Genomic DNA, 19,090 nt, shown 5'->3' with positions numbered 1-19,090 from the left:
TTCTGTTGAATACATTGAGGGGGAGGAGTCAGGCGTGTTTTCGGAGGAGTTGTGGAAGTAGGAATAACGGCGCTATTTTCCGCGCTTTCTCCCTACCAACAGGAGGTATCCCACAATGCGAGTCGTTATTGCTGACGACCATTCCGTCGTTCGAGTCGGGCTGCGCATACTCATCAACGCCAGCAGGCAATGTGTGATCGTCGGCGAGGCTGACAGTACAGACAGCCTGATGAAACTTCTTTCAAGCACGCCCTGCGACCTGCTGATCACTGACTTCTCCATGCCGGGAGGGCAGCAGGCCGATGGCTTGAAAATGTTGAGTACGATTCAACGCCTTTACCCGGCCATGCCGATCATTCTGGTAACGATGTTTACCAGTGTGGCGACGGCAAGGGCTGCGTTGGCTCAAGGGGTGATTGCCATTGTCGCCAAAACTGCATCGGCGAAGGAGTTGCCCCTGGCAATCAATGCGGTGCAGCAAGGGCGCCGCTACCTCAGCGAGTCCCTGCGCACGCTGCTGGCCAACACCCGCAATCAGCTACACGAATCGCCACTGTCGGCCAAGGAGCACGAAGTGGTCCGAATGCTCGCCAGTGGCATGACCGTCAGCGAAATCGCCATTCACTTCAAACGCAGCGTGTCGACCATCAGTAAACAAAAGAACATGGCCATGCACAGGCTGGGTATTTCCACGGATGTTGATCTTTTTTCCTACGCCCGGGACAACGGAATGTCGTACTGAAATGACGTGAATAATCACCGCGTTATTTTCGTCATGAATGCCGATAGTGTTCGATGCAGTTGCAGACTATCGTGCAGGCAATCTTTCGAAGCCATTGTGCATATCCAGGGGAACCCGCAAATGAGTGAAGCCCATGACGCCTTGATCACCCGTTTCTACCAGGCTTTCCAGCGTCTGGATGCCGAAGCCATGGCTGCCTGCTACACCGATGATGTGGTGTTCAGTGACCCTGCGTTCGGCGAGCTTCGCGGTCGCGATGCCAGTGACATGTGGCGCATGCTGACCACGCGGGCCAAGGACTTTTCCCTGACTTTCGATCATGTTCACGCCGACGAGCGTACTGGTGGTGCCCATTGGGTCGCGACCTATCTGTTCAGCCAGACCGGCAATACCGTGGTCAACGATATCCAGGCGCGTTTCATCTTCCGTGACGGCAAGATTTGCGAACATCACGACAGTTTCGATCTATGGACCTGGTCGCGTCAGGCGTTGGGTTTCAAAGGCCTGCTGCTGGGCTGGACGCCGCTGGTGAGAAACGCCGTTCGCGGGCAGGCATTGAAGGGGCTGAAGGCATTCCAGGCCAGTCGCTGATAAGATCGCGGCTTGTTTTCCTTCAAGCCCTGATCGTTACGTGACCACCCTCAGCGAAAGCCCTGTCGACGCCGACACCCCCGCGAGCAAAACCTGGTTCGTCTACCTCGTTCGTGCGGCCAACGGTTCGCTCTATTGTGGGATCAGCGATGATCCCGTGCGTCGCTTCGCCAAGCATCAAAGCGGCAAGGGCGCACGATTCTTTCTTTCCAGTCCTGCCATGGCCCTGGTCTACACCGAACGCTGTCGCGACAAAAGCGATGCGTTGCGTCAGGAGCGGCTGATCAAAAAACTCAAGAAGAGCGCCAAGGAATGCCTGGTGGCGAGTGCCGCCCCTGTCTCATCACTCTGACTGATCAGTTCCCATCAGGCAGATCTGTAGGCTGCCAGGTGATTGCGCGCTAAGCTGCGGATTCCTGATCCTTGCGGCGGAGCCGAGCATGTCCGAGTTGATTCTGCATCATTACCCGACGTCCCCCTTTGCCGAAAAGGCTCGCCTGCTGCTGGGCTTCAAGGGCTTGTCCTGGCGCTCGGTGAAGATCTCGCCAGTGATGCCCAAACCGGATCTCACGGCGTTGACCGGTGGCTACCGCAAGACACCGGTATTGCAGGTCGGTGCCGATATCTATTGCGACACGGCATTGATTGCCCGGCGACTGGAGCAGGAAAAGGCCTTGCCGGCGTTCTTCCCGGAAGGTCAGGAAATGATCACTGCGTCGTTTGCCGCCTGGGCTGATTCGGTGGTGTTCCAGCATGCGGTGAGCCTGGTGTTCCAGCCAGAATCGATAGCGGTGCGCTTTGGCAATTTGTCGCCGGAAGCGATCAATGCGTTTCTGGCCGACCGTGCCGGTTTGTTCAGTGGTGGTAGCGCGACAAAATTGTCTACCGAACAGGCGAAGCATCAGTGGCCAACGATCATGTCGCGCCTGGAGTTGCAGTTGCAGCGCGAAGAGGGTGATTTCCTGTTCGGTGAACCGTCGATTGCCGACTTTGCCCTGGCTCATTGCCTTTGGTTCCTCAAGGCCACACCGGTGACTGCTCCGCTGGTCGAAGCTTATCCGGCAGTCAATGCGTGGCATGAGCGGGTATTGGGCTTCGGTCATGGTGCATCCAGCGAGATGAGTTCCGAGGAGGCCCTGGCAATGGCGCGCGCGTCCACGCCAGCGGCCTTGCCGGATGAGCAGTTTGTCGATCCCAATGGATTCAAGGCGGGGCAGCAGGTAGTGATCGCCGCCACGGACTATGGCGTTGATCCGGTGGCGGGGGAGTTGTTGTTTGCCGGACGCGAAGAATTGATCGTGCGTCGCAAGGACGAGCGTGGCGGTGTGGTGCATGTGCACTTCCCGCGGTTTGGTTTCCGGATCGAAGCCTGCTGAAAAAAACCTTGTGGGAGCAAGCTCGCTCCCACAATTAATTCAGTGCAGCCAGAATCGCATCCGGGTCATACCCGCGAATCAGCGTCCCGTTCACATCGATGATCGGAATGCCTCCACCGCCCAAGGCCTGATAGTCCTCGCGCGCGGCAGCATCCTTCTCGATATCGAATTCCTTGTACGCAATGCCTTTCTGATCGAGGAAGCGCCGGGTCAACTTGCAGTAACCACACCATTCGGTGGCGTAGAGCACGACGTTGGCCTTGGCCTGGGTCTGCGCAGGCAGCACTTGCGATGGATTGAACACCCGCTCGATCTTGCCCCAGTTCTGGTAGGCCACGACCACCAGCAGGATCAGCAGGAATTTCTTCAGTACGCCGCCGAGCATCAGTTGCGACGCTTCAGCTGATCGGTGAGCGAAGTGGGCAGGCCCTTGATGATCAACGTGCCGGCTTCTTCGTCGTACTCGATCTTCGAGCCCAGCAGGTGTGCTTCGAAACTGATCGACAAACCTTCGGCGCGGCCAGTGAATCGGCGGAACTGGTTCAGGGTGCGTTTATCGGCCGGGATTTCTGGCGAGAGGCCGTAATCCTTGTTGCGGATGTGATCGTAGAAGGCTTTCGGGCGTTCTTCGTCGATCAGCCCCGACAACTCTTCCAGGCCCATCGGCTCACCGAGCTTGGCTTGGCTGCTGGCGTAATCCACCAGGGTCTTGGTCTTCTCGCGGGCGTCGTCTTCCGGCAGGTCTTCGCTTTCAACGAAATCACTGAAGGCTTTGAGCAGTGTGCGAGTTTCACCCGGACCGTCGACGCCTTCCTGACAGCCAATGAAGTCGCGGAAATACTCCGAAACCTTTTTGCCGTTCTTGCCTTTGATGAACGAAATGTACTGCTTGGATTGTTTGTTGTTCTGCCACTCGGAAACGTTGATCCGCGCGGCCAGGTGCAACTGGCCAAGGTCGAGGTGGCGGGACGGGGTCACGTCCAGTTCGTCGGTGACGGCCACGCCTTCACTGTGGTGCAGCAGGGCGATGGCCAGGTAGTCGGTCATGCCTTGCTGATAGTGTGCGAACAGCACATGGCCGCCGACCGACAGGTTCGATTCTTCCATCAGCTTTTGCAGATGCTCGACCGCCACGCGGCTGAACGCGGTGAAATCCTGGCCACCCTCAAGGTACTCCTTCAGCCAGCCGCTGAACGGGAACGCGCCGGATTCCGGATGGAACAGGCCCCAGGCTTTACCCTGTTTGGCGTTATAGCTTTCGTTGAGGTCGGCGAGCATGTTCTCGATGGCTGCGGACTCAGCCAGTTCAGAGTCACGGGCGTGGAGAACTGCAGGTGTGCCGTCGGGTTTTTTGTCGATCAGGTGGACGATGCAATGACGGATCGGCATGGGCTTCTCGGCTGAATGAAGAGAGGAGGGCGTGCTCCCCCGAAAAAGCGCCCAGTGTACCGCAACCACTGGTTTTGGCGCGGTGCGAAGGGCAATTGGCGGGCGACCGGCGGCGCTTATGCGTTTTTTTCATGTTTTAGCGCAATAAAGCTGACCAAATGGGTAGCTAGAGGCGGATATTTCCACGTCTGTGTGCTAGCTTTGCCCGGTCTTGCGCGAAGTCACTGCGTTAAGCGTGCAGTCAGCATTTGTCAGGTCGAACCAAACCCTGATTTCGGTATCTATAACCCCGATCCCGAGGTTATTTGGCCGAGGGTGCCAGATCCAGAAGATCGGGCTCGATAGCTGACATTGCACTGTGCAATCCATATGAATTTGATAGGGAAGGAACACTAAATGGCTCTTACTAAAGACCAACTGATCGCCGACATCGCTGAAGCTATCGACGCGCCGAAAACCACCGCGCGTAACGCTCTGGACCAACTGGGCCAAATCGTTGCCGATCAGCTGGAAAACGGCGGCGAAATCACTCTGCCAGGTATCGGCAAACTGAAAGTGACTGAGCGCCCTGCCCGTACTGGCCGTAACCCTTCGACTGGCGCTGCCATCGAAATCGCTGCCAAGAAAGTGATCAAGCTGGTTGTGGCCAAAGGCCTGACCGACGCTGTTAACAAGTAAGACTTGTTAAAAAAAACCGTGCACCGGAGTGATCCGGGCACGGTTTTTTTGTGGGCGTTGTAACGATTTACGCAAGGTAGATTGTTGGAATAATCCAATTGTTTGAAAGCAGTTGTTGCCCGCGCATCTGACAGGAGTAGTTGTTTGCGCTGAATTGCACTTTTCTCTCTATATAAAACGAACGTTCCTACAGAACTGACAGTTGAGTGTGCGCCTTGGGTCGGTAGTATCAATAAGGCGTAGCGCTTGGCTTTGCGTAAAAAGCCAAAACAAAATTTCAGTTGTTGGTTACAGGGACGTTTTTATGAAACTTAAACAGTTGTTGATGTGCGTATCGTTACTAGTGTCCGGCCAGGCTTTGGCAAATGTTACCGAGTACTGCCCAAGCCCATCTGACATCAAGGAGTTTGCACCAGGTTCCTATAAAGCCCCGACAGCAAGTGGAGAGGGGGAATGGTACGGTGTTTCGCAAACCGGGCTTGGGCCGGTAAGTAAATTCGAAGTGTCGATATTCGCACCTCGCAAAGAGGCTGAAGGTAGCACTGTCGTCGGTGAAATCCTGCGTTGTGGTTACATGCTGCAAAATGGGGGGGATCTGGATATGAGGTACAAGCGAGAGGGAACTATGGTAAGTATTGATACCGAAGGGCCATGGTCAGAGTGGCTGACTCGGTATTACTGCGATAGTAAAGAGGCGCGTGCCTGTGAGTTCAAAGAGATTGTTCGTGCAGCAAAACGCTGAAACGAAGATGCATGAACTTTCCTGTTGTTGAAATTATATTGAAAGTTGTAAATCAGTTTGTGTTACAGATCTGAGCGTCACTGTTAACCGCTGAGGCTGGTAAAAAAGCCGTGTCCAGGAGTCATCCGGGCACGGCGTTTTTGTGCGTTTGACTTTTTACTCAGCTGTAGCCTTCGACCATCGTGCCTGACGCCAGGCCTGTTGCTGCGCTTTGGTCTGGAAGGTCCAGGCGACGAAGCGGCTCTGCTTCTGTCCTTGGGACATTTCCACTACCTGACTTTCCAGGGCGCCGGCCTTTTTCAGGGCGGTTTGGATCGCCGGCAGGTTCGACGCCTTTGACACCAATGTACTGAACCACAGCACCTGCTGAGCGACCTGCACGCTTTCGCTGACCAATTGGGTCACGAAACGTACTTCTCCGCCTTCGCACCACAACTCGGCCGACTGGCCGCCAAAGTTCAACACCGGCAGCTTGCGTTTCGGATCGGCTTTGCCCAGGGCGCGCCATTTGCGTGTGCTGCCCCGCGTGGCCTCGTCCAGCGAGGCGTGGAATGGCGGGTTGCACATGGTCAGGTCGAAGCGCTCTGTGCTCTCCAGCAGGCCTGTGAGGATCTGCTTGGGGTGGCTCTGCTGGCGTACCTGGATCGCTTTGTTCAAGCCATTGGATTGAATGATGGCCTTCGCCGCGGCGATGGCGGTCGCATCGATATCGGAACCGAGGAACTGCCAGCGATAGTCGCTGTAGCCAATCAGCGGATACACGCAGTTGGCGCCCATGCCGATGTCCAGCACTTTCACGGCGGCGCCACGGGGAATCACACCGTCATTGCCGCTGGCCAGCAGGTCGGCGAGGAAGTGCACGTAATCTGCACGGCCTGGCACCGGCGGGCACAGGTAGTCGGCCGGAATGTCCCAGTGAGCGATGCCATAGAACGACTTGAGCAGCGCCCGATTGAACACCCGCACGGCTTCCGGGCTGGCGAAGTCGATGCTTTCCTTGCCGTACGGATTGATGATCACGAACTTCTTCAGTTCCGGGGCGCTTTTGATCAGCGTCGGAAAGTCGTAGCGACCCTGATGGCGATTGCGCGGATGCAGGCTGGCCTTTTCCTTCGGGGCGACGGCCGTGGCCGGGGTCTTCGGGGCAGGCTTTTTGCGCGCAGGCTTGGGGGAGCGGGGGGCGGTCATGGCGGTGGTCGATTCGGGTATGGCTGAAAGTGGCGAGCATTGTCCCACATCTGTGGGGCAACACCGATCTAATGTGGGATCGCCGCACCGCCGCTCCCACAGGGGATCTTCATTGGATGTAAGAAAGTGGCAGGCATAAAAAAGGGAAGCCGCATGGGCTTCCCTCTTTCATTGCGATTTGCCGTTACAGGCTGGCAATCCGCGCATGCTGCTCGGCCAGCTTGCCCAGGGCCTGTTCGGCCTCGGCCAGTTTGGCGCGTTCTTTCTCGATGACTTCGGCTGGCGCCTTGTCAACGAAACCGGCGTTGGACAGCTTGCCGCCGACTCGTTGCACTTCACCTTGCAGACGCTGGATTTCCTTGTCCAGACGCGCCAGTTCCGCACCTTTGTCGATCAAGCCGGCCATTGGCACCAGCACTTCCATCTCGCCGACCAGCGCGGTGGCGGACAGCGGTGCTTCTTCGCCGGCAGCCAGCACGGTGATCGATTCGAGGCGCGCCAGTTTCTTCAGCAGAGCTTCGTTCTCGGTCAGGCGACGCTGATCCTCGGCGCTGACGTTCTTCAGGAACAGCGGCAGCGGTTTGCCCGGGCCGATGTTCATTTCGCCACGGATGTTGCGGGTGCCGAGCATCAGGCCTTTGAGCCATTCGATGTCATCTTCGGCGGCCTGATCGATGCGTGTTTCGTTGGCCACCGGCCAAGGTTGCAGCATGATCGTCTTGCCATCGATGCCCGCCAGCGGCGCGATGCGCTGCCAGATTTCTTCGGTGATGAACGGCATGAACGGGTGCGCCAGGCGCAGGGCGACTTCCAGTACGCGAACCAGGGTGCGACGGGTACCGCGCTGGCGTTCGATCGGTGCGTTTTCGTCCCACAGCACAGGCTTGGACAGCTCTAGGTACCAGTCGCAATACTGGTTCCAGATGAACTCGTACAAGGCTTGCGCGGCCAGGTCGAAACGGAACTGGTCGAGCTGGCGGGTCACTTCGGCTTCGGTGCGTTGTAGCTGCGAAATGATCCAGCGGTCAGCCAGAGACAGCTCAAAGGCTTCGCCGTTCTGGCCACAGTCTTCGCCCTTGTCCAGCACGTAGCGCGCCGCGTTCCAGATCTTGTTGCAGAAGTTGCGATAGCCTTCGACGCGGCCCATGTCGAACTTGATGTCACGACCGGTGGACGCCAGCGAGCAGAAGGTGAAACGCAGGGCGTCGGTGCCGTAGCTGGCGATGCCTTCGGCGAACTCGTCGCGGGTCTGCTTCTCGATCTTCTTCGCCAGTTTCGGTTGCATCATGCCGGAGGTGCGTTTCTGCACCAGGGCTTCGAGTTCGATGCCGTCGATGATGTCCAGCGGGTCCAGGACGTTGCCCTTGGACTTGGACATCTTCTGGCCCTGGCCGTCACGCACCAGGCCGTGAACGTACACGGTCTTGAACGGAACCTGCGGCGTGCCGTCTTCGTTTTTCACCAAATGCATGGTGAGCATGATCATCCGGGCAACCCAGAAGAAAATGATGTCGAAGCCAGTCACCAGGACGTCGGTGGAGTGGAATTTCTTCAGGAATTCGGTTTTTTCCGGCCAGCCGAGGGTGGAGAACGTCCACAGGCCCGAGCTGAACCAGGTGTCGAGAACGTCGTTGTCCTGTTGCAGCGCAACGTCCGGGCCGAGATTGTGCTTGGCCCGCACTTCGGCTTCGTCGCGACCGACATAGACCTTGCCCGACTCGTCGTACCAGGCCGGAATCCGGTGGCCCCACCACAGCTGACGGCTGATGCACCAGTCCTGGATGTCGCGCATCCACGAGAAGTACATGTTTTCGTACTGTTTCGGCACGAACTGGATACGGCCGTCTTCAACGGCGGCAATCGCAGGCTCGGCCAAAGGTTTGGTGGATACGTACCACTGGTCGGTCAGCCACGGCTCGATGACGGTGCCGGAGCGGTCGCCTTTCGGCACTTTCAGGGCGTGATCGTCAACGCTGACCAGCAGGCCGGCGGCGTCGAACGCGGCCACGATCTGCTTGCGGGCTTCGAAGCGGTCGAGACCGGCGTATTCGGCCGGGATCTTGCCGTCGATGGTTTCGTTCAGCGTGCCGTCGAGGTTGAACACCTGGCAGGCCGGCAGGACCGCTGCGTTCTTGTCGAAGATGTTCAGCAGCGGCAGGTTGTGACGCTTGCCGACTTCATAGTCGTTGAAGTCGTGGGCCGGGGTGATTTTCACGCAGCCGGTGCCGAATTCAGGGTCGCAGTAATCGTCGGCGACGATCGGGATGCGGCGGCCAACCAGTGGCAGTTCGACAAATTTGCCGATCAGGGCTTTGTAGCGTTCATCGTTCGGGTTAACGGCCACGGCGGAGTCGCCGAGCATGGTTTCCGGGCGAGTGGTCGCGACGATCAGGAAATCGTTGCCTTCAGCGGTCTTGGCGCCGTCGGCCAGTGGGTATTTCAGGTTCCACAGGAAACCTTTCTCGTCGTGGTTCTCCACTTCGAGGTCGGAAATCGCCGTGTGCAGCTTGGTGTCCCAGTTGACCAGGCGCTTGCCGCGGTAGATCAGGCCGTCTTCGTGCAAACGGACGAATGCTTCCTTAACGGCTTCAGAGAGACCGTCGTCCATGGTGAAGCGCTCGCGGCTCCAATCTACGGACGAACCGAGGCGGCGGATCTGACGGCTGATGTTGCCGCCGGACTCATCCTTCCACTCCCAGACTTTCTCGAGGAATTTCTCGCGGCCCAGGTCATGGCGGCTCTGGCCCTTGGCTTCGAGCTGACGCTCTACCAGCATCTGCGTGGCGATACCGGCGTGGTCGGTACCCGGCTGCCACAAGGTGTTGCGACCCTGCATGCGGCGGAAGCGGATCAGGGCGTCCATGATCGCGTTGTTGAAGCCGTGACCCATGTGCAGGCTGCCGGTGACGTTCGGCGGCGGGATCATGATGGTGTAGGACTCGCCCGCGCCTTGCGGGGCGAAGTAATTCTCTGACTCCCAGGTGTTGTACCAGGAAGTTTCAATGGCGTGCGGCTGGTAGGTCTTATCCATGCGCGGCGGGACCCTATTGGCATTTATTCAGGAAAAGCCGGGAAGTATAGCGGGGATGAGCCGATGCGCGTAGAGCGAGGTGACGGTGGGTGGGGGAAAGTTGTGGTTTTTCGGGGGAGTGTTTTGTCAGTTAAGACGCCATCGCGGGCAAGTCTGAACTGGCCTAATAATTCCGGACACCTCTTAAGGGCGATATGATTTCGCCAACTTGGAGGTTCCATGAACGAAAGAAAGGTCTATACCCGCGAGTTCAAGCTGCATGCTGCCAGCATGGTGCTTGATGATAACTGCCCGGTTCCAGAAGTGTGTGCATCGCTGGATATCGGCCCTACCGCTTTACGGCGTTGGGTCGATCAGGTTCGCAAGGAACGCGAGGGACAGCCAGTCAAAGGCACCAAGGCGATTACCGAAGATCAGCGCCAGATCCAGGAACTAAAGGCCAAGATCAAACGCATGGAAATGGAAGCCGAGATCTTAAAAAAGGCTACCGCTCTCTTGATGTCGGATCCCGATCGTTTTCGATGATTGCGGAACTAAGAGAGTCATTCCCGACTGCCATTGTGTGTCGTGTTTTCGATGTGAAGCGCAGCAGCTTTTATGAGTGGCTTCAGCGGCGAGCCAAACCGCGGATCAGACGCGAAGACCTCAAGTTGAAAGTGGTTGAACTGCACAGCGAAAGCCGGGAAGCCATGGGTTCCAGAATGATCAGCAAGAACCTGAAGTCCCAAAACATCGCGATCGGAAGAGGCCTTGTCAGGGCGCTAATGAGGGAGGCCAACATTGTCAGTAAACAACGCCAGCCTCACCCATTCAGATCCAAAGGCGTTGAAGCATTTGTCGCGCCCAATCGACTCAAGCGCAATTTTAAGCCGACTGCAGTTGATCAGGTCTGGTGTGGCGACGTTACCAGCTTGATGGTGGGCGAGCGCTGGGTTCATCTGGCCATCGTGATCGATTTGTTTGCTCGCCGCGTCATTGGCTGGGCGTTTTCGCTGGTCAATGACGCCAACTTGGTCAGCAAGGCGCTACGCATGGCGACAGAGGTGCGAGCGTGTCCTCCTGGACTGATGTTCCATTCAGATCAGGGCTGTCAGTACACCAGTCGCAAGTTTCAAGAAGAACTGAAGCGTCATGGCATTTTGCAAAGCATGAGTCATCGCGGGCAGTGCTGGGACAATGCTCCAACGGAGCGTTTTTTCGGCACGCTGAAATCAGAATGGGTGCCTCGTAGTGGCTACAGCAAGATCGAGGAAGCAAAAACCGATATGGTGCGTTTCTTCCTGTACTACAACCGCACCAGGCTCCACAGCTACAACAACTACCTGTCGCCAATAGCCATGGAGCAAAAAGCGGCATAAACACCGTAACCGGTGTCCGGGATTACTTGACCAGTTCAGTCACGCTCCCACAGGATGGGCGTCGACCACAAAATGGTGATACGACACATGACCTGTGGGAGCGCGGCTTGCCCGCGATGACTATCTGTCAGACAACCTGATTCAAATCGTTATGCCGCGTTTCCTTCAGGCACAGTACCGCAATCAAACTCAGCACCGCCGCCCCGGACACATAGCCGCCAACGTAACTCAACCCGCCCATCGCCACCAGTTTCTGGGCGAAGAACGGCGCTGCGGACGCGCCGACGATACCGCCCAGGTTGTAGGCCGCCGAGGCGCCGGTGTAGCGCACGTGGGTGGGGAACAGCTCCGGCAGCAGTGCACCCATCGGCGCAAATGTCACGCCCATCAGAAACAGTTCGATGCACAGGAACAGCGCCACACCCCAGGTCGAGCCTTGGGTCAGCAGGGGTTCCATGAGGAAGCCGGACAGGATCGCCAGCACACCACCGATGATCAGTACCGGTTTGCGCCCGTAACGGTCGCTGGCCCAGGCCGATAGCGGGGTGGCGGCAGCCATGAACAGCACCGCGAAGCACAGCAGGCCGAGGAAAGTTTCGCGGCTGTAGCCGAGCGTTGCCACGCCGTAACTCAGGGAAAACACGGTGGAGATGTAAAACAGCGCATAGCACACGACCATCGCGCCGGCGCCCAGCAAAACGGGCACCCAGTATTGGCCGAACAGCTCGAACAGGGGGATCTTCACTCGTTCCTGACGCGCCATGGCATTGGCGAATACCGGGGTCTCATGCAGTTTGAGGCGTACGTACAGGCCGACCATCACCAGTGCGGCGCTGAGCAGGAACGGAATACGCCAGCCCCATGAGCGGAACTGTTCATCATCCAGCACCACAGCCAGGGTCAGGAACAGGCCGTTGGCCGCCAGAAAACCGATGGATGGACCCAGTTGCGGGAACATGCCGAACCACGCGCGCTTGCCTTTCGGCGCGTTCTCCGTGGCCAACAATGCCGCGCCACCCCATTCACCGCCCAACCCAAGGCCTTGGCCGAAGCGCAGGACGCAAAGCAGGATCGGTGCCCAGGCGCCAATGCTGTCGTATCCCGGCAGCACGCCGATCAGCGTGGTGCACACGCCCATCAGCAGCAGCGAGGCGACCAGGGTCGACTTGCGGCCGATACGGTCGCCGAAGTGACCGAAAAGGGCCGAGCCCAAGGGGCGCGCAAGGAAGGCGATGCCAAAAGTGAGAAACGCCGAAAGCATCTGGGCGGTGCCGGATGTCTGTGGAAAGAACACCGGACCGATCACCAGTGCGGCGGCGGTGGCATAGACGTAGAAGTCGTAGAACTCGATGGCGGTACCGATGAAGCTCGCGGTGGCCACGCGGGTGGCGGAGTTCGTCGGTTGCGCAGGTGTGGATTCGCTGTAAGTCGTGCTGGTCGTCATGCGGTTATCCCTGACAGTCATGTGCTCCGGTGGAGCGAATTATTATGGTCGAGAATCCAGGGATGTGGGTGGAGGTACGGGCGCTGTTCAAGGTAGGAACAGTCGTCGGTTTGTTGCGGGCTTTGCGGGTGGACGGGCCGGAAGCTGCGAAGTGCAGGGTAAGCACGGGGCCGGCGAGGCTTGGGTAAGCGCTTCGATTATAGGAAGGTGGCTAACGATCGAACAAGAGGGCTTGAGTGACTGCGGACCTTTGTGGCGAGGGAGCTTGCTCCCGTTCGGGCGCGCAGCGGCCGCAATAGGGGTGAATGCATTCGGGCCTGCTTCGCAGTCCAGCGGGAGCAAGCTCCCTCGCCACAGAAAACCGCGCTGACCTTTAGATAACCACAGGCATCGAGCTTGTCTGCCAGATCAGCACCCGCGTGACACGGTTGTCCTCGGTCTCGAGAATTTCCAGGCGATACCGACCGATTTTCAGGCACACCGCGCTTTCGGGAATGGTTTCCAGCGCCTCGGTGACCAAGCCGTTCAGGGTTTTCGGGCCGTCGCTGGGCAGGTGCCAGCCGAGGCTCTTGTTCAGCTCGCGAATGGACGCGGCACCGTCGATCACCAGGCGTCCGTCGGCTTGCGGATGAATGTGCGGATTGTCCAGGCTCTGCTGGCTTTCGAACTCGCCGACGATTTCTTCGAGAATGTCTTCCAGGGTGACGATACCCAGCACTTCGCCGTATTCGTCGACCACCATGCCCAGGCGCCGCTGCTGCTTGTGGAAGTTCAGCAATTGCAGTTGCAATGGGGTACTTTCCGGCACGAAGTACGGCTCGTGGCTGGCCGCCAGCAAGGCTTCCCTGGTCAGGCTGGCATCGGGCAGCAAGTGAAGGATGTGTCGGGTGTTGAGGACGGCCTCGACCTGGTTGATATCACTGTGGAACACCGGCAGGCGAGTACGTCTGTTGTGGCGCAATTGCTCGATGATTTCTTCGATGGAGTCATCGAGATTGATGCCGTCCACGTCGCTGCGCGGTACCAGGATGTCATTGACGGTAATGTTGTCCAGCGCGTGGATGCCTGGCAGCGGGTGAGGGCGGCTTACGGTTTCGGAGGACGCATGCCGCTCCGTCAGCGCTTCGTCCTCACTCTGTTGCACCACTTTGGCTTTACGGGCGAAGGGTCGCGTCAGCAACTGACTGATGCTATTGAGCAGCCATGCCGCGGGATAGATGATTTTCAGCGGCACACGCAGCAGGTTGTTGCCCTGGGTCAGGATCGCATCCGGATAGCGTGCGGCGAGGGCGCGTGGCAGGTAGTCGGAAAACACCAGCAACGTGGCGCCTACCCCGAGGCAGGCGACCCACGGGCCGTTCTCGGCCCAGGTGAACATGGCCAGCAAGGTGCTGATGACCACCACGAGTGCGCGGCACAGGGTGTTGCAAAAAATCAGGCTGGCCAGAGGGAAGCTGAGTTTCGCCACCGGTTTGTCGCTGGAACGCGTTGCGGTGCGCTGGGCCAGCAAATGCTGGTGCGCCGCTTCGATGGCGGTAAACAGCCCCGACCATAAAACCAGCAGGGTCACTACCGCGAGCATCGGCCCTATGGGCAAGTCGTCCATTAATGCCGCCCGTCAGATATGCAGGATGTATTCACGAACCAGCTTGCTGCCGAAATACGCCAGCATCAACAGGCAGAAACCGGCCAGGGTCCAGCGAATGGCTTTGTGCCCGCGCCAGCCCAGGCGATTGCGCCCCCACAGCAGTACGCTGAAAACAACCCAGGCCAGGCAGGCCAGCAGGGTTTTGTGCACCAGATGCTGGGCGAACAGGTTTTCGACGAACAGCCAGCCGGAAATCAGCGACAGCGACAACAGCGTCCAGCCGGCCCAGAGGAAACCGAACAGCAGGCTTTCCATGGTTTGCAGCGGCGGGAAGTTCTTGATCAGCCCGGAGGGGTGCTTGTGCTTGAGCTGGTGGTCCTGGATCAGCAGCAGCAAGGATTGGAACACCGCGATGGTGAACATGCCGTAGGCCAGGATCGAAAGCAGGATGTGGGCGAGGATGCCCGGCTCCTCATTGATGACCTGTACCGTGCCAGCGGGGGCAAAATGCGCCAGCATCACGGTCAGGGCCCCAAGGGGGAGCAGCAGGACCAGCAGGTTCTCTACGGGAATCCGCGAGCAGGCCAGCAGGGTCAGTGCGATGACCGCCACGGCAATCAGGCTGGCGGCACTGAAGAAGTCCAGGGCCAGGCCGGTCGGGGTTAGCAGGTGGGTGAGCAGGCTGACGCTGTGGGCCAATACGGCGAGCACGCCGAGCATGACCAGCAGGCGTTTGTTGACCTTGGCGCCGGACGCCAGGCGAGTGCCCTGGTAAATGGTCGCAGCGGCATACAAGCAGGCGGCGGCGAGGGTAGTTAGCAAGCTGGGTGACAAGGGGAGCATAAATCCTGTTAGGCAAGCCCGAAAGTCGCTGAGTTTGGCATAGAACCCCCGCCGCACGAAAGACCGCGCAACCCGACAGCGAGGTGTCCGCCGGCCACAGTCTTCGCTATAATCCGCGACCTGCCCACGCCGCAGGCTCGCCGAGCACACGTTTAGTCCGGTCCGGGCCGCCATTATCCCGGTCTACACAGGGCCTGAAAGGATCGCGCAATGTTTGAAAACTTAACCGACCGTCTCTCGCAGACGCTGCGCCATGTCACCGGCAAGGCCAAGCTGACTGAAGACAACATCAAAGACACCCTGCGTGAAGTGCGCATGGCGTTGCTCGAAGCCGACGTCGCCCTGCCGGTGGTCAAGGACTTCGTCAATTCGGTCAAGGAACGTGCCGTCGGTACCGAGGTGTCGCGCAGCCTGACGCCGGGCCAGGCCTTCGTGAAGATCGTCCAGGCCGAACTCGAAAGCCTGATGGGCGCGGCCAACGAAGATTTGAACCTGAGCGCCGTGCCGCCAGCGGTCATCCTCATGGCCGGTTTGCAGGGCGCTGGTAAAACCACCACCGCCGGCAAGCTCGCGCGCTTCCTCAAAGAGCGCAAGAAGAAGTCGGTCATGGTCGTGTCCGCCGACGTTTACCGTCCGGCGGCGATCAAGCAGCTGGAAATGCTCGCCGGTGAAGTCGGCGTTACCTTCTTCCCGTCCGACCTGAGCCAGAAGCCGGTCGAGATCGCGCAAGCGGCTATTAAGGAAGCGAAACTCAAATTCATCGACGTGGTCATCGTCGATACCGCCGGTCGCCTGCACATCGATGAAGAGATGATGGGCGAGATCAAGGCCCTGCACGCCGCGATCAACCCGGTCGAAACCCTGTTCGTGGTCGACGCCATGACCGGCCAGGACGCCGCCAACACGGCCAAGGCCTTCGGCGATGCATTGCCGCTGACCGGTGTGATCCTGACCAAGGTCGACGGCGACGCCCGTGGCGGTGCCGCGCTGTCGGTGCGCGCCATCACCGGCAAGCCGATCAAGTTCATCGGTATGGGCGAGAAGAGCGAAGCGCTCGATCCGTTCCACCCTGAGCGTATCGCCTCGCGCATCCTTGGCATGGGCGACGTGCTCAGCCTGATCGAGCAGGCGGAAGCGACCCTCGACAAGGACAAGGCCGACAAGCTTGCAAAGAAATTAAAGAAGGGCAAGGGCTTCGACCTCGAAGACTTCCGCGATCAGCTGCAACAGATGAAGAACATGGGCGGCCTCGGCGGACTCATGGACAAGCTGCCGAACATGGGTGGCGTGAACCTGGCGCAAATGGGCAACGCCCAGGGTGCGGCAGAAAAGCAATTCAAGCAGATGGAAGCCATCATCAACTCCATGACCCCGGCCGAGCGCCGCGACCCTGAGATGATCAGCGGTTCGCGCAAGCGCCGGATCGCCATGGGTTCCGGCACCCAGGTGCAGGACATCGGCCGCTTGATCAAGCAGCACAAGCAGATGCAGAAGATGATGAAGAAGTTCTCCGCGAAAGGCGGAATGGCCAAGATGATGCGCGGCATGGGCGGAATGTTGCCCGGCGGCGGCATGCCCAAGATGTAGTGCTCTGTTAAGCCAATACTGCTCAATTTTTGCGGTGTCTGGTGTCCTCATGCGGCGTTGCCGCTCCTCGCCATAGCGGGCTATGACTCGTCGCGGCGCCTTGCCTGAGGGCACCAGCCACTCGCCAAAATTGAGCGTATTGGCCTAACAGAGCACCAGAATTCGCGCCGGTCGTCGCACCGGCGCTAACCCACATGGACGTGGGATACACAGCAAACCCGCACTTGGCGGGAGCTGACCGGCCGTTTTCAACGACGGCTCTATAGCAAATCTGCATGGCGGCCGATAGACCGCCGGAAAAAGTCATTTGCAAAAGTCCGGATATTCCTTAGAATATGCGGCCTTTCGGGCACCCATGCCCGCTGTGCCTTTAGATTTGCAGCACCGACTACAGGAACGATGTTCACATGCTAACAATCCGTCTTGCCCTTGGCGGCTCCAAAAAGCGCCCGTTTTACCACTTGACCGTAACCGACAGCCGCAACCCGCGCGACGGTTCGCACAAGGAACAGGTTGGCTACTTCAACCCTGTTGCCCGTGGTCAGGAAGTTCGTCTGTCCGTGAACCAAGAGCGCGTAGCCTACTGGCTGAGCGTTGGTGCACAACCTTCTGAGCGCGTTGCTCAGTTGTTGAAGGAAACTGCTAAGGCTGCGGCCTGAGCAATATGAACGCGACGCCTGCCATTGCTGATGATTTGATCGTTATCGGCAAGATTTATTCTGTTCACGGCGTTCGCGGCGAAGTGAAGGTGTACTCCTTTACTGATCCGATTAAAAACCTGCTGGACTACAAGACCTGGACGCTCAAGCGTGACGGTAATGTAAAGCAGGTAGAGCTGGTCAGCGGACGCGGGAACGACAAGTTCCTGGTCGCAAAGCTCAAGGGTCTCGATGATCGCGAAGAAGCTCGTCTTCTGGCCGGTTATGAGATCTGCGTGCCGCGCAACCTGTTCCCTGAACTCACCGACGGCGAGTACTACTGGTACCAGCTGGAAGGTCTCAAGGTCATCGACACTCTCGGACAATTGTTCGGGAAGATCGATCACCTGCTGGAGACCGGCTCGAACGATGTCATGGTGGTCAAGCCTTGCGCTGGCAGCCTGGATGATCGCGAACGCCTGTTGCCCTATACGGAGCAATGCGTGTTGGCCATCGACCTGGCCGCGGGCGAGATGAAGGTGGATTGGGACGCGGATTTCTAAGCGTGGCTAACTTGCGCGTAGAAGTGATCAGTCTGTTTCCCGAGATGTTTTCCGCCATCAGCGAGTACGGCATCACCAGTCGGGCGGTGAAACAGGGGCTCTTGCAGCTCACCTGTTGGAATCCGCGAGACTACACGACGGATCGACATCACACTGTGGACGATCGCCCGTTTGGCGGTGGTCCGGGCATGGTGATGAAGATCAAGCCCCTGGAAGATGCTCTGGTTCAGGCCAAGGCAGCAGCCGGGGAGGCGGCGAAGGTAATTTACCTGTCCCCCCAAGGCCGTCAACTGACTCAGTCGGCGGTACGCGAGTTGGCGAATCTGGATGCATTGATCCTGATTGCCGGCCGCTATGAAGGCATTGACGAGCGTTTTATTGATGCTCATGTCGATGAAGAGTGGTCGATTGGCGACTATGTACTGTCTGGCGGCGAGCTGCCGGCGATGGTCCTGATCGATGCGGTTACACGACTGCTGCCTGGAGCTTTAGGGCATGCGGACTCCGCCGAGGAAGATTCCTTTACGGATGGTTTGCTGGATTGCCCGCACTACACCCGACCGGAGGTGTATGCGGATCAGCGTGTTCCCGACGTATTGCTAAGTGGCAATCACGCGCACATCCGGCGTTGGCGTTTACAGCAGTCCCTTGGTCGGACCTTTGAACGACGCGCCGATCTTCTGGAAAGCCGCTCGCTTTCTGGAGAAGAGAAGAAGCTGCTCGAGGAATACATCCGCGAGCGGGACGATAGTTAACAACGTATCGATGGTAGATCCGACGATTTACCTTAGGAGCACAGCATGACTAACAAAATCATCCTTGCACTCGAAGCAGAGCAGATGACCAAAGAGATCCCTACCTTTGCCCCGGGCGACACCATTGTCGTTCAGGTGAAAGTGAAGGAAGGCGACCGTTCGCGTCTGCAAGCGTTCGAAGGTGTTGTTATCGCCAAGCGTAACCGCGGCGTAAACAGTGCATTCACCGTTCGTAAAATCTCCAACGGTGTTGGCGTAGAGCGTACTTTCCAGACCTACTCCCCGCAAATCGACAGCATGGCTGTCAAGCGTCGCGGTGACGTACGTAAAGCCAAGCTGTACTACCTGCGTGACCTGTCGGGTAAAGCAGCTCGCATCAAGGAAAAACTGGCTTAAGTCCAGCTTCCGATGCAAAAAAAAGCAGCCTGCGGGCTGCTTTTTTGTTGCCTGCGATTTATCCCACGACACAAGACCTGGTTATGCCCTTCGCGAGCAGGCTCGCTCCCACACAAGCTCTCTGGCGAGCCGAAAGTCTTTGGTCAAAGGAGATTTCTGTGGGAGCGAGCCTGCTCGCGAT

General features: G+C 58.3%; 20 protein-coding genes. 13 read left to right on the top strand and 7 right to left on the bottom strand.

All coding sequences use genetic code 11. The annotated features are described in order from the left end of the window. The first annotated feature begins 115 nt into the window (after positions 1-115). From WHX55_RS25595 to WHX55_RS25580, 4 genes are all read left to right on the top strand, one after another. Entirely contained in the window at positions 116-742 is a 627-nt protein-coding gene (locus WHX55_RS25595; RefSeq protein WP_151213866.1) for a response regulator transcription factor, read from the top strand. Between the two features lie 120 nt (positions 743-862). Next, positions 863-1,333, top strand: a complete 471-nt coding sequence (locus WHX55_RS25590; protein ID WP_151213867.1) for a nuclear transport factor 2 family protein — start codon at positions 863-865, stop codon at positions 1,331-1,333. A 40-nt stretch (positions 1,334-1,373) separates the two neighbouring features. Beyond that, positions 1,374-1,685 carry a GIY-YIG nuclease family protein gene (locus tag WHX55_RS25585; protein WP_151213868.1) on the top strand — a complete coding sequence of 104 codons (312 nt, stop codon included), beginning with the start codon at positions 1,374-1,376 and terminating at the stop codon, positions 1,683-1,685. An 88-nt stretch (positions 1,686-1,773) separates the two neighbouring features. Continuing rightward, a complete protein-coding gene (locus WHX55_RS25580; RefSeq protein WP_151213869.1) occupies positions 1,774-2,709 on the top strand; it encodes a glutathione S-transferase family protein in 936 nt (311 codons plus the stop codon). Between the two features lie 34 nt (positions 2,710-2,743). Here WHX55_RS25580 and WHX55_RS25575 read toward each other — a convergent pair whose 3' ends face one another. Continuing rightward, entirely contained in the window at positions 2,744-3,094 is a 351-nt protein-coding gene (locus WHX55_RS25575) for a glutaredoxin family protein (protein WP_151213870.1), read from the bottom strand. Continuing rightward, positions 3,094-4,098 carry a nucleoid-associated protein YejK gene (gene yejK, locus WHX55_RS25570; protein WP_008018580.1) on the bottom strand — a complete coding sequence of 335 codons (1,005 nt, stop codon included), beginning with the start codon at positions 4,096-4,098 and terminating at the stop codon, positions 3,094-3,096. Before yejK ends, WHX55_RS25575 begins: the two co-directional genes overlap by 1 nt. A 396-nt stretch (positions 4,099-4,494) precedes the next feature. Here yejK and WHX55_RS25565 point away from each other — a divergent pair, with 396 nt between their 5' ends. Together WHX55_RS25565 and WHX55_RS25560 are read left to right on the top strand one after the other, a co-directional pair. Continuing rightward, positions 4,495-4,776 carry an HU family DNA-binding protein gene (locus WHX55_RS25565; RefSeq protein ID WP_007905514.1) on the top strand — a complete coding sequence of 94 codons (282 nt, stop codon included), beginning with the start codon at positions 4,495-4,497 and terminating at the stop codon, positions 4,774-4,776. A gap of 304 nt (positions 4,777-5,080) precedes the next feature. Next, positions 5,081-5,518 carry a DUF3757 domain-containing protein gene (locus WHX55_RS25560; protein WP_151213871.1) on the top strand — a complete coding sequence of 146 codons (438 nt, stop codon included), beginning with the start codon at positions 5,081-5,083 and terminating at the stop codon, positions 5,516-5,518. Positions 5,519-5,674: 156 nt separating this feature from the next. Here the strand turns inward: WHX55_RS25560 and rlmF are convergent, their stop codons facing one another. Next, a complete protein-coding gene (gene rlmF / locus WHX55_RS25555) occupies positions 5,675-6,706 on the bottom strand; it encodes a 23S rRNA (adenine(1618)-N(6))-methyltransferase RlmF (RefSeq protein WP_151213872.1) in 1,032 nt (343 codons plus the stop codon). 184 nt (positions 6,707-6,890) lie between these two features. Further along, on the bottom strand, positions 6,891-9,737 hold the full coding sequence (locus tag WHX55_RS25550; protein ID WP_151213873.1) for a valine--tRNA ligase: 2,847 nt from the start codon (positions 9,735-9,737) through the stop codon (positions 6,891-6,893). Positions 9,738-9,956: 219 nt separating this feature from the next. Here WHX55_RS25550 and WHX55_RS25545 point away from each other — a divergent pair, with 219 nt between their 5' ends. Further along, positions 9,957-10,262 (top strand): transposase, encoded by a 306-nt coding sequence (locus WHX55_RS25545; protein ID WP_150753137.1) that lies wholly within the window; start codon positions 9,957-9,959, stop codon positions 10,260-10,262. Then, on the top strand, positions 10,259-11,095 hold the full coding sequence (locus WHX55_RS25540) for an IS3 family transposase (protein ID WP_224789174.1): 837 nt from the start codon (positions 10,259-10,261) through the stop codon (positions 11,093-11,095). The genes WHX55_RS25545 and WHX55_RS25540 overlap by 4 nt, the downstream gene beginning before the upstream one ends. A 127-nt stretch (positions 11,096-11,222) precedes the next feature. Here WHX55_RS25540 and WHX55_RS25535 read toward each other — a convergent pair whose 3' ends face one another. From WHX55_RS25535 to ccsA, 3 genes are all read right to left on the bottom strand, one after another. Further along, the gene (locus WHX55_RS25535; protein ID WP_150754526.1) at positions 11,223-12,539 is read right to left on the bottom strand and encodes an MFS transporter; all 1,317 of its coding nucleotides are present in this window, start codon (positions 12,537-12,539) and stop codon (positions 11,223-11,225) included. Between the two features lie 373 nt (positions 12,540-12,912). Beyond that, on the bottom strand, positions 12,913-14,145 hold the full coding sequence (locus WHX55_RS25530; protein ID WP_353741536.1) for a transporter associated domain-containing protein: 1,233 nt from the start codon (positions 14,143-14,145) through the stop codon (positions 12,913-12,915). Positions 14,146-14,157: 12 nt separating this feature from the next. Next, positions 14,158-14,970, bottom strand: a complete 813-nt coding sequence (gene ccsA, locus WHX55_RS25525) for a cytochrome c biogenesis protein CcsA (RefSeq protein ID WP_150726805.1) — start codon at positions 14,968-14,970, stop codon at positions 14,158-14,160. A gap of 210 nt (positions 14,971-15,180) precedes the next feature. Here ccsA and ffh point away from each other — a divergent pair, with 210 nt between their 5' ends. From ffh to rplS, 5 genes are all read left to right on the top strand, one after another. After that, entirely contained in the window at positions 15,181-16,557 is a 1,377-nt protein-coding gene (gene ffh, locus WHX55_RS25520) for a signal recognition particle protein (RefSeq protein ID WP_056726162.1), read from the top strand. 407 nt (positions 16,558-16,964) lie between these two features. Next, a complete protein-coding gene (gene rpsP, locus WHX55_RS25515; RefSeq protein WP_108214983.1) occupies positions 16,965-17,216 on the top strand; it encodes a 30S ribosomal protein S16 in 252 nt (83 codons plus the stop codon). Between the two features lie 5 nt (positions 17,217-17,221). Further along, complete coding sequence (rimM, locus tag WHX55_RS25510; protein WP_150754524.1) at positions 17,222-17,758, top strand: ribosome maturation factor RimM; 537 nt, start codon at positions 17,222-17,224, stop codon at positions 17,756-17,758. Positions 17,759-17,802: 44 nt separating this feature from the next. Then, the gene (trmD, locus tag WHX55_RS25505) at positions 17,803-18,513 is read left to right on the top strand and encodes a tRNA (guanosine(37)-N1)-methyltransferase TrmD (protein ID WP_230427586.1); all 711 of its coding nucleotides are present in this window, start codon (positions 17,803-17,805) and stop codon (positions 18,511-18,513) included. 45 nt (positions 18,514-18,558) lie between these two features. Next, positions 18,559-18,909 (top strand): 50S ribosomal protein L19, encoded by a 351-nt coding sequence (gene rplS, locus WHX55_RS25500; RefSeq protein ID WP_003175895.1) that lies wholly within the window; start codon positions 18,559-18,561, stop codon positions 18,907-18,909. Positions 18,910-19,090: the final 181 nt, after the last annotated feature.

The sequence above is a fragment of the Pseudomonas fluorescens genome (assembly GCF_040448305.1).
Classification (GTDB): Bacteria; Pseudomonadota; Gammaproteobacteria; order Pseudomonadales; family Pseudomonadaceae; genus Aquipseudomonas; species Aquipseudomonas fluorescens_BH.
The sequence above is the reverse complement of the archived record's forward strand: the minus strand, read 5'-3'. Positions and strand labels throughout refer to the sequence as shown.